We start from the raw sequence: 13,068 nt of genomic DNA on the forward strand, positions 1-13,068 counted from the left end.
CATTGAATTTTTCTAATTTTATATTATAATGTAGTTATAAGGGATAGTTTGTACTATTTCAAAGAAAAGGATTTTTGAAATAAAAATCGAAAAGAGGGAAACAATGAGCAAAGAAAAAATATTAGTTGTTGATGATGATGTCAACATTTGCGAACTTTTGCGTTTATATATTGAAAGAGATGACTATCAGGTTGTAATCGCCAATGACGGTGAACAGGCTGTTGAACTTTTCAACAGAGAACAACCTGACCTTGTTTTGCTTGATATTATGCTACCTAAGATGGACGGTTGGCAAGTTTGTAAAGAAATTCGTAAAACAAGTAACAGACCTATCATTATGTTAACTGCCAAAGGTGAACTTTTTGATAAAATTCTAGGACTTGAGCTAGGTGCTGATGACTACATTATTAAACCTTTTGAAGCAAAGGAAGTTATTGCCCGTATTCACGCAGTACTTAGAAGAACAGGAACTAATGAAGAAAAGGAAAAGGTTAAGGAAATCAACTGGGATAAACTTTCTATCAACCTAACTAATTATGAACTGAGAGTTGACGGTAAGTATATTGACACTCCACCAAAAGAAATGGAACTTCTCTACTACCTGGCAAGTAACCCTAACAAGGTATTTACAAGAGACCAACTTTTGGACAAAGTATGGGGTTTTGATTATTACGGTGACAGCCGTACAGTTGATGTACATATTAAAAGATTAAGAGAAAAAATTAATGGTGTATCCGACCAATGGAGTCTTAAGACTGTATGGGGTGTTGGATACAAGTTTGACGCAAAATAATGAAAATTTCTTTGTTTAAAAAATACCTATCCATAACAATGGGTATTATATTAATAGCCTTTATTATACTAGGCACTTTTCTTATGGTTTTTGTCAATCAGTTTTGGGACACAAGAAACCTAAACAAAGCTAAGGAAGACCTTAATTCCTATGTTCTGCTAACCACACAAGCTCTGGAAAATAAAGATGGTAAACTTGAGGTTAAAGACCAAGAAACCTTTAACCTAATGATTGATTTAAGCAAAAACAATTCTTACAATCTTATTATTACAGATGCAGCAGGTACAGTTTACAGAATTACAAGACAAGACAAAAACATTAAAACAGGCTACCAAATGCCTTATTATGTAACCAATACACTAATAAAAGACCAGTATTACGAAAGTGAACAGAAAACAGACTTTTTCTATAGTGATACAAAATTAGCTGTTGCCTCACCTTTCAAGTTAAAATTAACCGAAGGTACAAAAGAAGGTATAGCAATAGCCGGTTATATCTTTGTTTGTGTACCTGAACATACAATAAATAATGAATTGCCTGACCAAATTTTCCAAATCCTAATTTATGCAGTTTTGGCTTCTGTACTTGTATCTTGCATATTAGCCGGTGTCTTCTCTTACACTCAATCTAAACAGCTAAAGCAAATGAGCGAACAAGCTAAGAAATTTGCAAAGGGTGATTTTTCAGGTCGTATTCCTGTAAAAGGTAAGGATGAAGTTGGTCAGCTAACCAGAGCCTTTAACGATATGGCTGATGCTCTTGACAAGGAAGAATCAGTCAGAAGAGACTTTATTGCAAACATAAGTCACGAATTAAAGACACCTATGACAACTATTGCAGGTTTTATTGACGGTATTCTTGACGGAACTATTCCGGAAAGTAAGCAGAAGCATTACCTAACTATTGTTTCTGAAGAAATATCCAGACTTTCAGGACTTGTTGCATCAATGCTAAGCCTTGCAAGAATTGACAGTGGCAAAACTACAATTTACAAAACTAAATTCTCCTTAGTTTCTACTATTGTAAATATTCTTCTAACATTTGAAGATAGACTTGAAGAAAAGGAAATTGAAATTGTAGGACTTGAATCTGCTGATGGTCTTTCTGTTTATGGTGACCAAGCACTGTTACATCAAGTTCTTTATAACCTTATTGAAAACGCTACAAAGTTTACACCACAAGGTGGACAAATCACTTTCCATGCCGAAAGCAAAGGTGATAAACTTTACTTTAGTGTTAAAAATACAGGTAAGGGTATTTCTAAGGAAGATTTACCGTTTATCTTTGATAAATTCTACAAAACAGACAAATCAAGAAGTGAGGACAAAAAGTCTATGGGTCTTGGTCTTTACCTTGTAAAAACTATTGTCAACTTACATGGTGGGGAAATTACTGTTACCAGTGAAATTGACAAGGAAACCTGTTTTGCTTTCTGGATACCTAACAAATAAATTTTAGAAGTAAGAGAAATATATATGGAAAACAATAATGATTTTGAACTAAATAATCCGACACCTGCTCCTATTCCTGAGCCATTGCCGGAATTACAGAAAAAAACTAAAGATGGTGGCTTTAACGGTGTAGCAAATAGATTTTGTACCGATAAAAAGCCTTCACCGGTAAAAGAAATGCCAATCTTTACTGTTGGTGAGGAAAGACCTAACCGACCTGATGACACATTTTCTTTTACACCAAAGAAAGAAAAAAACATTGTAGCTGAAAAGTCTACTGAAGAAAAGCCAAATAACAATGGTTTTCTAAGTGACCCTAAGCCTATTGAAACTACCGATAACTCAGAAAATATTGAAAAAAATGTTGTTGGTAAATTCAATGTACCTACTGTACAGAAAAAAAGTTCCAAAAAAGGTGTAACAATCCTTATAACTGTTATAGTTACCGTACTTATTATGACAGGTGGTTTCTTTGCTTATTCTGTATTGACAGGTAGCAAAGGATTATCCGTTAAGGTTGAGGGCAATACAAGTGGCAATATGTATGAACAACAGGCTACAAACCCTGCAGGTGGCAACTACACCTCCGACTATACATTTGACCAGTACTATAATGACCTTGTAAAAAATGCAGTAAACAGTACAACAACTACAAACACTACTGCAAAGGACTACACAGACAAAAACTTTGATGGCATTATTATTGACACTAAGTCAAGTGGTGAAAAGTCAGCACAATCAGCTTATGAAAAGGTTTCCGACTCTACTGTAGCAATTCTAACTTTTGAAGACAAAATCTCAAGTGAAGAAAATGCTAAGGGTCAGGGTACAGGTATTATTGTTAGTAGTGACGGTTATATTGTTACAAACAGTCATGTTATCGGTGACAGCAAGACAGCATACAAATATCAAGTAATCAACAATGATGGCAAGAAATATACTGCTAATGTTGTTGGTTATGATACTCGTACAGACCTTGCAGTTCTAAAAATCAAAGGTAAAAACCTAAAGCCGGTTCACTTTGTTAAGAAAAGTCATCTTCAAGTTGGTGAAGATATTATTGCAGTTGGCAATCCCGGTGGACTAGACTTTCAGAATAGCTTAACTAAGGGTATTGTTTCAGCTAAAGACAGAACATTGGATGACAGTACAGTATCATATATTCAGACAGATGCAGCAGTAAATCCGGGCAACAGTGGTGGTCCATTATGCAACCTTTACGGTGAAGTAATCGGCATCACAACTGCAAAAATTAACTCTGCAACATATGAAGGTATGGGTTTTGCAATTCCTAGTGACACAGTAGAAACAGTTGTAAACAACATTATCAAATACGGTTATGTTGAAAACAGAGTAAGACTGGGCATTGTGGGTGTTGCAGTTGATGAAACTGCCTCTACTGCTCTTGGTATTCCTGAAGGTATCTTGATTACTGAAATTGCCGATGATGGTAGTTTTGCTAATTCAAGTGCAAAACCTAAGAACATTATCACTAAGGTTGACGGTACAAGAGTAAAAACATTTAATCAAGTTTATTCTGTTCTTGCCAAACATAAAGTCGGTGACAAAATCAATGTTGAAATCTGTAAGGTTGATAGTTCCAATCCAAGCAATAGCAAAACTGCTACAATCAATGTTACTCTAGTAGCCGATAAAGGTGAAACCCAGAAGTAATTTAAATTAAGTCAAATACTAAGTTTTATAACACAATAGCCGATAGGTATCCCCTATCGGCTATTTTCACTTTATTTATGAGATTTATATTTTATATTTTCAATTTCAGAGCAAGACAAATTAGGGTTTGTCTTTTTAATTTTAATTGTGGGTTAAGGTAAATTTGGGTTTTCAATTTTGTCTGTGAATTAAGGTGAATTTGTTTTTTAGCTTTTATTGTGGTTAAAGAAAAGTTTATTTTTTATTTAATATAAAGAAAAATTTACAAAAATATCATACCTTATACTATCGTTAAAGTGTGGCTAACAGGTGTAGGGTCTTTCAACAAAAGTTTTTTACAAAAACTTTTGCATAAGTTCACATTAGCAAATCAAACTTCGCCTATGGCTCGTTTTCTTTGATGTTCACTTAATTGATGTCCCGTTACAAACTAGCCTTTATATAGGTACTTTGCCCTATATGGTAAGTTATAATTTTTAGTTTCTACATAGGACGAAGTTACATAAAACATTTTACTATTAAACGGGCGAACAATGTTCGCCCCTACAACTGTAACCCATAATTTTTCTTATATTTTATAGTTAGAAATAGAGAAAAGTTTCAGTTAATATGGAATTGTAAATGAATTTACAATTCCAATCACTCCTTCCGTCTTTGCTTACGCAAAGCCACCTCCCTCAGCGAGGGAGGCAAAATAGTCTGTACAAATCTAAAATAATACGCAATTTTTGAAATAATACAGACTTTATTATTTAGTAGAAATTACGGTAAAGACAAAGGCTTCCTCAGACGAGGAAGCTGTCATTCGTGAATTGCAAAGCAATTCACCTTTTAAAGAATGACTGAAGGAGGGAAAAAGCTATTAATTAGTTGAATTAATCGGTTAATATCTAATTAACCTATATTACATAAACATCCCCACAAATCCTAATTTATATTGCTGATTTATCTTAACCCACAATCAAAATTGAAAAGATAAGTTTATTAAACTAACCTTTACCCACAGACAAAATTGAAAAACCCTAATTTTATAAATTAACACAATCAAAATTAAAAGACAAAAGAAAAAAATCCAACAGGTTTCCCTACTGGATTTTGGAGCTAGAGATGGGAATTGAACCCACGACCTATTGATTACGAGGCAATTATTCTACCACTGAACTACTCTAGCATAATATCACTAAACTATTCTAGCATAATATCACTGAATTACTCTAGCGCAATATCACTAAACTATTCTAGCATAATATCACTGAATTACTCCAGCACAATATGTGATTGATTATATGTTTAAGTACAAATACTAATAATTATTTAACACTAAGCAACATAAATAATATAAGCTTTCCTCACTATTTTGTCAATATATAGAAAGATATTAATATATTTATTCAAAGAACAGTAAAACTTATTCACTAAAAGTGAAATTAATAAGACAAATATATGACATACCAATAATAAAAAGCTATAATAAACTTATAATCATTTAGTATAGAAAATTCACCTAACAACAATTACTTTTGTTTAAGTAATATTAAAATAGCTGAAATCTAATACTAAAATAGGGGTGTTGTTATGGCAAATAAAAATCTAGGTAATCTATTAAAGATTTACCGTAAAAATTCTTTACTGACTCAGCAACAGGTTGCTGACGCTTTAAACATAAATCGTACAACCTATACTTATTACGAAACCGGTAAGACAGAACCATCTATTGATACCTTACACAAGCTTATCAAGATTTTCGGTATCACATATGATGATTTATTACCGTCAGAAAAGAACCCTAAGAGTATTAAGGATTCTTTCCTAAGAGCAAAGGGTGATGAGGCGATTTATAACCTTACTAAAGAGGAACAACAGTTCATTATTTCTCTAAGAGCAATGAGTCCTGAAGAGAGAGCAGAATTTCTAAAGAATTTAAAATAATTTGTAATAATTATTTACAAATTATCTTTACTGTGTTATAATACACAAGATAGCTTAATCACGGATTATGGAGTATGCCACAATGTGGATTTCCTGTTTCCTTAACCTGTGAAAAAAGCGATAAATAATGAAAGGTGGAAAACACAATGCTAAAAGAAGAAAAGCTTGCTATTATGCAGGAATATGCTACTCACGAAGGCGACACAGGTTCTCCTGAAGTACAGATTGCACTTCTATCAAAGAGAATTAAGGACCTAACTGCTCACCTACAGCAGCATCCAAAGGATCATCACTCAAGAAGAGGTCTATACAAGATGATCGGTCAGAGAAAGAGCCTACTTAAGTATCTTACAAAGGTTGACATCGAAAGATATCGTTCAATCATTAAGAGACTTGGTATCCGTAAGTAATAGTAAAAATTTAGGGCGAAGGGTTTTCCCTTTGCCCTTGTTTTGATAAAAAAACTTTTTTGCAATAAGTAGTTACAGGATTTTCCCAGTGCATTTAGCAGTAAAACGAACACATATTTATGCTTTTTATTTATATTTTATGTGGTGGTTTTATTGCTAAAACCGAAAATCCTGTAAACAAAATTTATTTATAGGAGGTATTGCAAATATGAACAAAGCAATGGTATTTGATAAGTACAGAAAATTTGAAACAGAATTTGCAGGCAGACCACTGGTTGTTGAAACAGGTAAAATGACTCAGCTAGCTAACGGTGCTTGTCTTGTAAGATATGGCGAAACAGTTGTACATGTTGCTTGTACTGCTTCTGAAAAGCCAAGAGAAGGAGTTGACTTCTTCCCACTATCTGTTGACTATGAAGAAAAAATGTATTCAGTAGGTAAGATTCCGGGTTCTTACCTAAAGAGAGAAGGTCGTCCTTCAGAAAAGGCTATCCTTACTTCTCGTGTAATTGACAGACCAATCAGACCTCTATTCCCTAAGGATATGAGAAATGACTGTTCAATCGTATGTACAGTAATGTCAGTTGACCCTGATTGTCAGCCTGAAATTGCTGCTATGATTGGTACTTCAATTGCTATTTCAATTTCTGATGTTCCTTGGAACGGTCCTGTTTCTTCTTGTTCAGTAGGTTTAGTTGATGGCGAAATCGTTATTAACCCAACACTTGAACAGAGAGCAGTTTCTGATATGGCAACAACAGTTGCTTCAACATCAGAAAGAATTGCTATGATTGAAGCAGGTGCAAACTGTGTTGATGATGACACAATGTACAAGGCAATTATGGCAGGTCACGAAGCTAACCAGCCAATTATCCAGTTTATCAAGAATATTCAGGAAGAAATCGGTAAGCCAAAGTTTGACTATCCATCAAATGAACCTGATCACGATATGTTTGAAGCAATTTACAACTTTGCTGAAGCTGATGTTAAGGTTGCTATGGATACAGACGACAAGAACATTCGTGACGAAAGACTACTTCCAATCTATGATGCAGTTCATGAAAAGTTCGACGAAATCTATCCTGAACAAGAAGCAAAGATTGACGAATGTATGTACAAAACTCAGAAGACAATCGTAAGAAGATGGCTACTTGACGAACAGAAGAGAGTTGACGGCAGAGGTATGGACGATATTAGACCACTAGCTTCTGAAGTTGGTATTCTTCCAAGAGTTCACGGTTCAGGTATGTTCACAAGGGGACAGACTCAGGTTCTTACAGTTGCTACTTTAGGTTCTGTTTCTGAACAGCAGTATCTTGACGGTATTGATGAAGAAGAAACAAAGAGATATATCCACCATTACAACTTCCCTAGTTACTCAGTAGGCGAAACAAAGCCAAGCAGAGGTCCCGGTAGAAGAGAAATCGGTCACGGTGCTTTAGCAGAAAGAGCATTAAAGCCTGTTATTCCATCAGTTGAAGAATTCCCATACACATTAAGACTTGTATCAGAAATTCTTTCTTCTAACGGTTCAACTTCTCAGGGTTCAATCTGTGGTTCAACACTTGCACTTATGGACGCAGGTGTTCCAATCAAAGCTCCTGTAGCAGGTATTTCTTGTGGTCTTATTACTGAAGGCGAACGCTGGATGACAATGGTTGACATTCAGGGTGTTGAAGACTTCTTCGGCGATATGGACTTTAAGGTAGCCGGTACTAAGGACGGTATCACAGCCATTCAGATGGACCTTAAGATTTCAGGTCTACTACCTGAAATGGTTAAGGAAGCTCTTGCAAAGACTCACAAAGCAAGAAATTACATTCTTGATGAAGTTATGCTAAAGGCTATTCCTGAACCAAGACATGAACTAAGCAAGTATGCTCCTAAGATGTTCACTGCTCAGATTCCTGCAGATAAGATTTCTGAAGTTATCGGTAAGAGTGGTAAGGTTATCAAGGAAATTCAGGCTGAATGTGAAGTTAAGATTGACATTACAGAAGAAGGCGAAAGTGCAAATGTATTTGTTGCCGGTATTGATACAGAAAAGTGCAAGAAGGCTCTTTCAATCATTGAAATGATTGCTAATGGTCCTGAAATCGGTGCTATCTATATTGGTAAGGTAACAAGAATTATGGACTTCGGTGCATTTATTGAAATTGCTCCGGGTATGGAAGGCCTATGCCACATTAGTAAGCTTGATGTTAAGAGAACAGAAAAGGTTACTGATGTTGTTAATGTTGGTGATGTTATCAGAGTTAAGGTTGAAGAAATTGACGATAAGGGCAGACTAAATCTTTCAAGAAGAGCTGTTCTAATTGAAGTTGACGGTTTAACTCCTGAAAATACTTTTGAAGATAGACCAAGAAGACCTCATAACAATCACAACAGAAACGGCAGAAGATAATTTAATCTAAGCTAATAAATTAAGGGTTGAAGTTTTAAAACTTCAACCCTTTTCTGTTACTTAATTTTCTTTATTCCAACAATTTCTTCCCCATCAAATTGATAAATCAAATCCAAAGACTTACTGCCCTTATCATAATGATACAGTTCACAAGGATACCACCAATTTGTATTAAGTTCAAGATAAACATAATAGTCACCGTTGTCATTAAATATTTTCATATTAATTTTATTATGTTTTTCCTTTTCAACTGCATCAAGAATATCATCCAGTACAGGTGTTATTTCTACTGTCTTTCCATTTTCGTCAGATAATTTACTTGGTGGTACAGGTTCATCATCATTATAGGAAGTAAAATAGCTATAAGAATATATCTCAGCATTATCTATTTCAAAAGGTTCTATTGTTTTTAAGTCAACATCAGTGTCAAGAAGATTATCTATAGGGTCTTTTGAAGAGTAAATTCTGTAATAATTTTTCTCAATTGACTTATTCTTTATAACATCACTTTTCAAAATATCAATATCATATTTACTAAGTACATCACCTTTATCTACAGTCACCACATCAATAATAGGTGTTTTGGTAAAAAAATCTATTACATCACTAACTGTAAAAAAAGCAAAGAAAGGAAGATAAAATCTCATAATTAAAATTATAACTATCAGTACCCAAGCACCTATGCTTATTAATATAGCTTTACCTTTGCTACTTTTCATAAAATGCACCTCATTCTATAGAAAAACTATTTTCTTTAGCTAAAGTATATTCCACAAAATCACAAATGTCAATAATAATTTATTGAATTACGATAAATAATTATTGACTTATAGGATAGTAGTTGTTATAATATATGTGTAATAAAATATGATTTTGTGGTGATTTTATGACAAGCAAAAATTTATCTAACCTTATGAAAGTTATAATTATAATCTTCGGTATATGTGGTATAGTCCTTTATGGCATTACTGTTTTCAAAGGTTTTGACTTTATAAACGGCTATCCACTTAACACAACAGAAAATTTACCTTGGATGATTTTTCTCCTTATTACCGGTATTCCATGCTATGCAGTTTTATATCATGGTTGGAGAATTGCTAATACAATTTCAACAGATGGTGCTTTTTGCAAGGATAATTCCAGAAGGCTTAAAGTTATAGGTATTTTGGCATTAATCACATCAGTATGTCACTTTATCGGTGACACAACTTTTCTGTTACTAGGCACAATCAATACTCCACTATACCTATGTGAGATTTTAATATTTGTTATTGGCATAGCCATTGCTATTACTTCATTTATTCTTTCATATCTCACAAGTAAGGCAACAACAATTAAAGAAGAAAATGACCTAACAATATAAGGAGAATATAAAATGGATGGAGAAATAATTTTTAACATAGATGTTATGTTGGCTAAAAGGAAAATGAGTGTTACTGAACTTGCCAACAAAGTAGGAATAACTATAGCCAACATATCTGTACTGAAAAACGGCAAGGCTAAAGCAATTCGAGTTAGCACCTTAGCAAAGTTATGTGAGGCACTTGACTGTCAACCGGCAGATTTATTGGAATATAGAAAAACTGAAAAATGACAAAAAATTTCCCTCTCATTGAGAGGGGATTTGTAATTATAAACTTTAATTTACACAAATACTATCCTTTATTTTTTCATAAGTCTTTTCACCGATACCGTAAACCTTTACAATATCTCCTTTATCCTTAAATGCACCATACTTTTCTCTATAATTTACAATTGCTTTAGCTTTAGTTTCACCAATCATTCTTATAGTGCAAAGCTCCTGTACCGATGCAGTATTTATATTTACAATTACTTTTTGGGTAGTTGTATAGGTCTTTTTATTCACATTTTGGTTGTAATATGTGGAAAACTCAGTTGTAGCAGTAGCATTAATATTTTCAGTTTTTACTGTATGAGGTACAAAGTCAAAGAACACATTGACCAAAACAAGAACTGTAGCAAAGATAATTCCAACTATTACAATTAATTTTTCGGGAGATAACTTTTTCTTCATAAAAATCACCAATATAATTATACACTGCACCAAAAATTAATACAATTAATTAATTGACTTAATATGTGAAAAGATATAAAATTAAATGAGAATGGAGTGGAGTTATGACCAACAAATCAAAATATTTTATATCTATAATGTTCCTTGCCTTTATCGGGGTATTTGCTATACTATTTTGGGTTGTACCTAAAAGTGACTTTAGCCCAAAAGAAAAAAGATACTTACAGACTTTTCCGGAAGTTTCAGCCACAACATTAACCGATGGTTCTTTTGAATCTAAGTTTGAGGACTACATAAACGACCATATGGTTATGCGTGATGCATTTATGGGTATCAACAGTTACTCTAACTTGATTGTACTTAACAACGGCAGTGATGGTGTTTATAAGTGCAAAAACGGCTACTTAATCAACAAACCTGCTACTAATGAAAGGCTTGACCTTAACCTTTCTGTTGTATCTGATTTTCAGCAAAAGACAGGCATTGATACTTCTCTGATGATTGTACCGTCAACAGGTTACATAATGGATAATGTGCTACCACATATTCACGAAAAGTACAATGATGATGAATATTTCAGCACAATAAACAAGTATTGCAGTGAGAATAATCTTTCTAATATTGACCTTAGAAACACTTTTAATGCCAACAAGGATAATACTCAGATTTACTACAAAACAGACCACCATTGGACTACTAAGGGTGCTTATTTAGCTTATAATCAGCTATGCAGTAAATGGAATATTAAACCTGCAACTAGGGACAAGTTCACTATTCAAACTGCCAATGACTTCCTAGGCACAACATACAACACATCAGGTTTTTGGCTAAACGAAAGTGATACTATCGAGATTTGGAACAATCTTAACAACAAGTCAACTTGCAGTATTACTGCAAACGGTATCACAACAAAGTACAATTCAATGTACTTTACTGACCAGCTAAAGGGTGCTGACAAATATGCAGTATTTCTAAACGGCAACAACCCTATTACTACAATTAAGAATCCTGATTGTAAAAACAACAAAAAGCTACTAATCATCAAAGATAGCTTTAGTCATTGTTTAGCACCATTCCTTAGTGAAAACTTTAGTGAAGTTACTTTGGTTGATATGAGATATTACAAGAAATCTGTCAGTGAAGAAATCTGTTCAAAGACTAAATTTGACAAAGTTTTAGTTTGTATGGAACTTGACAACTTCCTAGCTGACAAGGACTTTGCATTCCTTGAATGATTTTATTTTAAGTGAATTTCAACTTAATAACCACATAATTAAACGGCTATAATCACAAGTTATAGCCGTTATTTTTATGAAAATTTTCTTATGAAAATGCAATAATTGCATTGAGATGATTGTATTATCAGCCTACAATTATATGTATATATTTAAAGCAATTGCACCTATTTCTTGATTTTTCATTATATATAATCGGAATAATTACACCAATTATTGGTTTTCATTACATTTACTAAAGTTAAATTCTTCAACACCCATCACCCAATTATTTATTAATTTTCTAACATTCAATTTAATTTCCGTAGGATAGATTTTATCTAGTTTTTTCCGGATAATTATTTTTTTACAAACAGTCAAAACACATTAAAAACCCAAACAGAACCCAATCACTTCCCAATCAAAACCCAACAATATAATAAATTAAATAAATAAAATAAATTAATAAATCAAAGACTGTGAGGCAAAAGTCCCTTTTGCTCCCTCTCGGTCTGCTTGATATTTTTCTTTGTAGTTTTAAGTTATTAATTTTCTTTTTATGTTGGTTATGAAATAAGGTTAGTTATATAAATTAGGGTTTGTGGTGCTATTTGATAGTTTCAGTTAATATGGAATTGTAAATGAATTTACAATTCCAATCACTCCTTCCGTCACCATTCGGTGACACCTCCCTCAGCGAGGGAGGCAGACACAGTTTGTACAAATCTAAAAAACTAGTACACAAATTTTTTAAATAGTACAGACTAATAAATAATTAAAATTATAGTAAAGACAAAGGCTCCCTCGCTGAGGGAGCTGTCGATTGTAAATTGACGGTACGGCAATTTACCTTTTATAAATCGACTGAAGGAGTGATTGATATTTTAAACTTGTTTAAAATATCATCATAGCTGAAACTTTCCTCTATTTCTAACTATAAAATATAAGAAAAATTATGAGTTACAGGTGTAGGGGACATCATTGATGTCCCGTTACAAACTAACCTTTATATAGGTACTTTGCCCTATATGGTAAGTTATAATTTTTAGTTTCTACATAGGACTAAGTTACATAAAACATTTTACTATTAAACGGGCGAACACTGTTCGCCCCTACAACTGTGAGCCATAATATGATATAAAAATCGGTACTGTTTAT

Annotated in this window: 11 protein-coding genes and 1 tRNA gene; 9 read left to right on the plus strand and 3 right to left on the minus strand. The window is 33.4% G+C overall.

From position 1 onward, the window contains the following. Positions 1–103 precede the first annotated feature (103 nt). The 3 genes from E5Z56_RS03990 (at position 104) to E5Z56_RS04000 (ending at position 3,918) form a co-directional block, all read left to right on the plus strand. A complete protein-coding gene (locus E5Z56_RS03990) occupies positions 104–793 on the plus strand; it encodes a response regulator transcription factor (protein WP_138156634.1) in 690 nt (229 codons plus the stop codon). An 83-nt stretch (positions 794–876) separates the two neighbouring features. Continuing rightward, entirely contained in the window at positions 877–2,244 is a 1,368-nt protein-coding gene (locus tag E5Z56_RS03995; RefSeq protein ID WP_175405366.1) for a sensor histidine kinase, read from the plus strand. 24 nt (positions 2,245–2,268) lie between these two features. After that, positions 2,269–3,918, plus strand: a complete 1,650-nt coding sequence (locus tag E5Z56_RS04000) for a S1C family serine protease (RefSeq protein WP_138156636.1) — start codon at positions 2,269–2,271, stop codon at positions 3,916–3,918. Positions 3,919–5,014: 1,096 nt separating this feature from the next. On the opposite strand, the gene E5Z56_RS04005 is transcribed toward E5Z56_RS04000, so the two are convergent. Beyond that, a tRNA-Thr gene (locus E5Z56_RS04005) sits at positions 5,015–5,089 on the minus strand. 404 nt (positions 5,090–5,493) lie between these two features. On the opposite strand from E5Z56_RS04005, the gene E5Z56_RS04010 reads away from it, so the two are divergent. The 3 genes from E5Z56_RS04010 to E5Z56_RS04020 all read left to right on the plus strand — a co-directional run bounded on the left by E5Z56_RS04010 (position 5,494) and on the right by E5Z56_RS04020 (position 8,661). After that, entirely contained in the window at positions 5,494–5,847 is a 354-nt protein-coding gene (locus E5Z56_RS04010; protein ID WP_138156637.1) for a helix-turn-helix transcriptional regulator, read from the plus strand. A 146-nt stretch (positions 5,848–5,993) separates the two neighbouring features. After that, positions 5,994–6,257, plus strand: a complete 264-nt coding sequence (rpsO, locus tag E5Z56_RS04015) for a 30S ribosomal protein S15 (RefSeq protein WP_022505962.1) — start codon at positions 5,994–5,996, stop codon at positions 6,255–6,257. Between the two features lie 208 nt (positions 6,258–6,465). Beyond that, a complete protein-coding gene (locus tag E5Z56_RS04020; RefSeq protein ID WP_138156638.1) occupies positions 6,466–8,661 on the plus strand; it encodes a polyribonucleotide nucleotidyltransferase in 2,196 nt (731 codons plus the stop codon). A 56-nt stretch (positions 8,662–8,717) separates the two neighbouring features. Here the strand turns inward: E5Z56_RS04020 and E5Z56_RS04025 are convergent, their stop codons facing one another. Next, positions 8,718–9,380, minus strand: a complete 663-nt coding sequence (locus E5Z56_RS04025; RefSeq protein ID WP_138156639.1) for a hypothetical protein — start codon at positions 9,378–9,380, stop codon at positions 8,718–8,720. Positions 9,381–9,547: 167 nt separating this feature from the next. On the opposite strand from E5Z56_RS04025, the gene E5Z56_RS04030 reads away from it, so the two are divergent. Then, positions 9,548–10,024, plus strand: a complete 477-nt coding sequence (locus E5Z56_RS04030) for a DUF2975 domain-containing protein (RefSeq protein ID WP_138156640.1) — start codon at positions 9,548–9,550, stop codon at positions 10,022–10,024. 12 nt (positions 10,025–10,036) lie between these two features. Further along, the gene (locus E5Z56_RS04035) at positions 10,037–10,255 is read left to right on the plus strand and encodes a helix-turn-helix domain-containing protein (protein ID WP_138156641.1); all 219 of its coding nucleotides are present in this window, start codon (positions 10,037–10,039) and stop codon (positions 10,253–10,255) included. A gap of 45 nt (positions 10,256–10,300) precedes the next feature. Here the strand turns inward: E5Z56_RS04035 and E5Z56_RS04040 are convergent, their stop codons facing one another. Next, positions 10,301–10,696 carry a ComEA family DNA-binding protein gene (locus E5Z56_RS04040; protein WP_022505957.1) on the minus strand — a complete coding sequence of 132 codons (396 nt, stop codon included), beginning with the start codon at positions 10,694–10,696 and terminating at the stop codon, positions 10,301–10,303. Between the two features lie 104 nt (positions 10,697–10,800). Here E5Z56_RS04040 and E5Z56_RS04045 point away from each other — a divergent pair, with 104 nt between their 5' ends. Further along, a complete protein-coding gene (locus E5Z56_RS04045; protein ID WP_138156642.1) occupies positions 10,801–11,931 on the plus strand; it encodes a DHHW family protein in 1,131 nt (376 codons plus the stop codon). Positions 11,932–13,068: the final 1,137 nt, after the last annotated feature.

Origin of the sequence: Ruminococcus bovis, from assembly GCF_005601135.1 — a bacterium.
In the GTDB taxonomy this organism is placed as follows: Bacteria; Bacillota; Clostridia; order Oscillospirales; family Acutalibacteraceae; genus Ruminococcoides; species Ruminococcoides bovis.

Bases quoted from the DNA above. Each gene is read 5' to 3' on its own strand.
- E5Z56_RS03990 (WP_138156634.1), top strand. From the start codon at position 104: ATGAGCAAAGAAAAAATATTAGTTGTTGATGATGATGTCAACATTTGC.
- E5Z56_RS03995 (WP_175405366.1), top strand. From the start codon at position 877: ATGGTTTTTGTCAATCAGTTTTGGGACACAAGAAACCTAAACAAAGCT.
- E5Z56_RS04000 (WP_138156636.1), top strand. From the start codon at position 2,269: ATGGAAAACAATAATGATTTTGAACTAAATAATCCGACACCTGCTCCT.
- E5Z56_RS04010 (WP_138156637.1), top strand. From the start codon at position 5,494: ATGGCAAATAAAAATCTAGGTAATCTATTAAAGATTTACCGTAAAAAT.
- rpsO (WP_022505962.1), top strand. From the start codon at position 5,994: ATGCTAAAAGAAGAAAAGCTTGCTATTATGCAGGAATATGCTACTCAC.
- E5Z56_RS04020 (WP_138156638.1), top strand. From the start codon at position 6,466: ATGAACAAAGCAATGGTATTTGATAAGTACAGAAAATTTGAAACAGAA.
- E5Z56_RS04025 (WP_138156639.1), bottom strand. From the start codon at position 9,380: ATGAAAAGTAGCAAAGGTAAAGCTATATTAATAAGCATAGGTGCTTGG.
- E5Z56_RS04030 (WP_138156640.1), top strand. From the start codon at position 9,548: ATGACAAGCAAAAATTTATCTAACCTTATGAAAGTTATAATTATAATC.
- E5Z56_RS04035 (WP_138156641.1), top strand. From the start codon at position 10,037: ATGGATGGAGAAATAATTTTTAACATAGATGTTATGTTGGCTAAAAGG.
- E5Z56_RS04040 (WP_022505957.1), bottom strand. From the start codon at position 10,696: ATGAAGAAAAAGTTATCTCCCGAAAAATTAATTGTAATAGTTGGAATT.
- E5Z56_RS04045 (WP_138156642.1), top strand. From the start codon at position 10,801: ATGACCAACAAATCAAAATATTTTATATCTATAATGTTCCTTGCCTTT.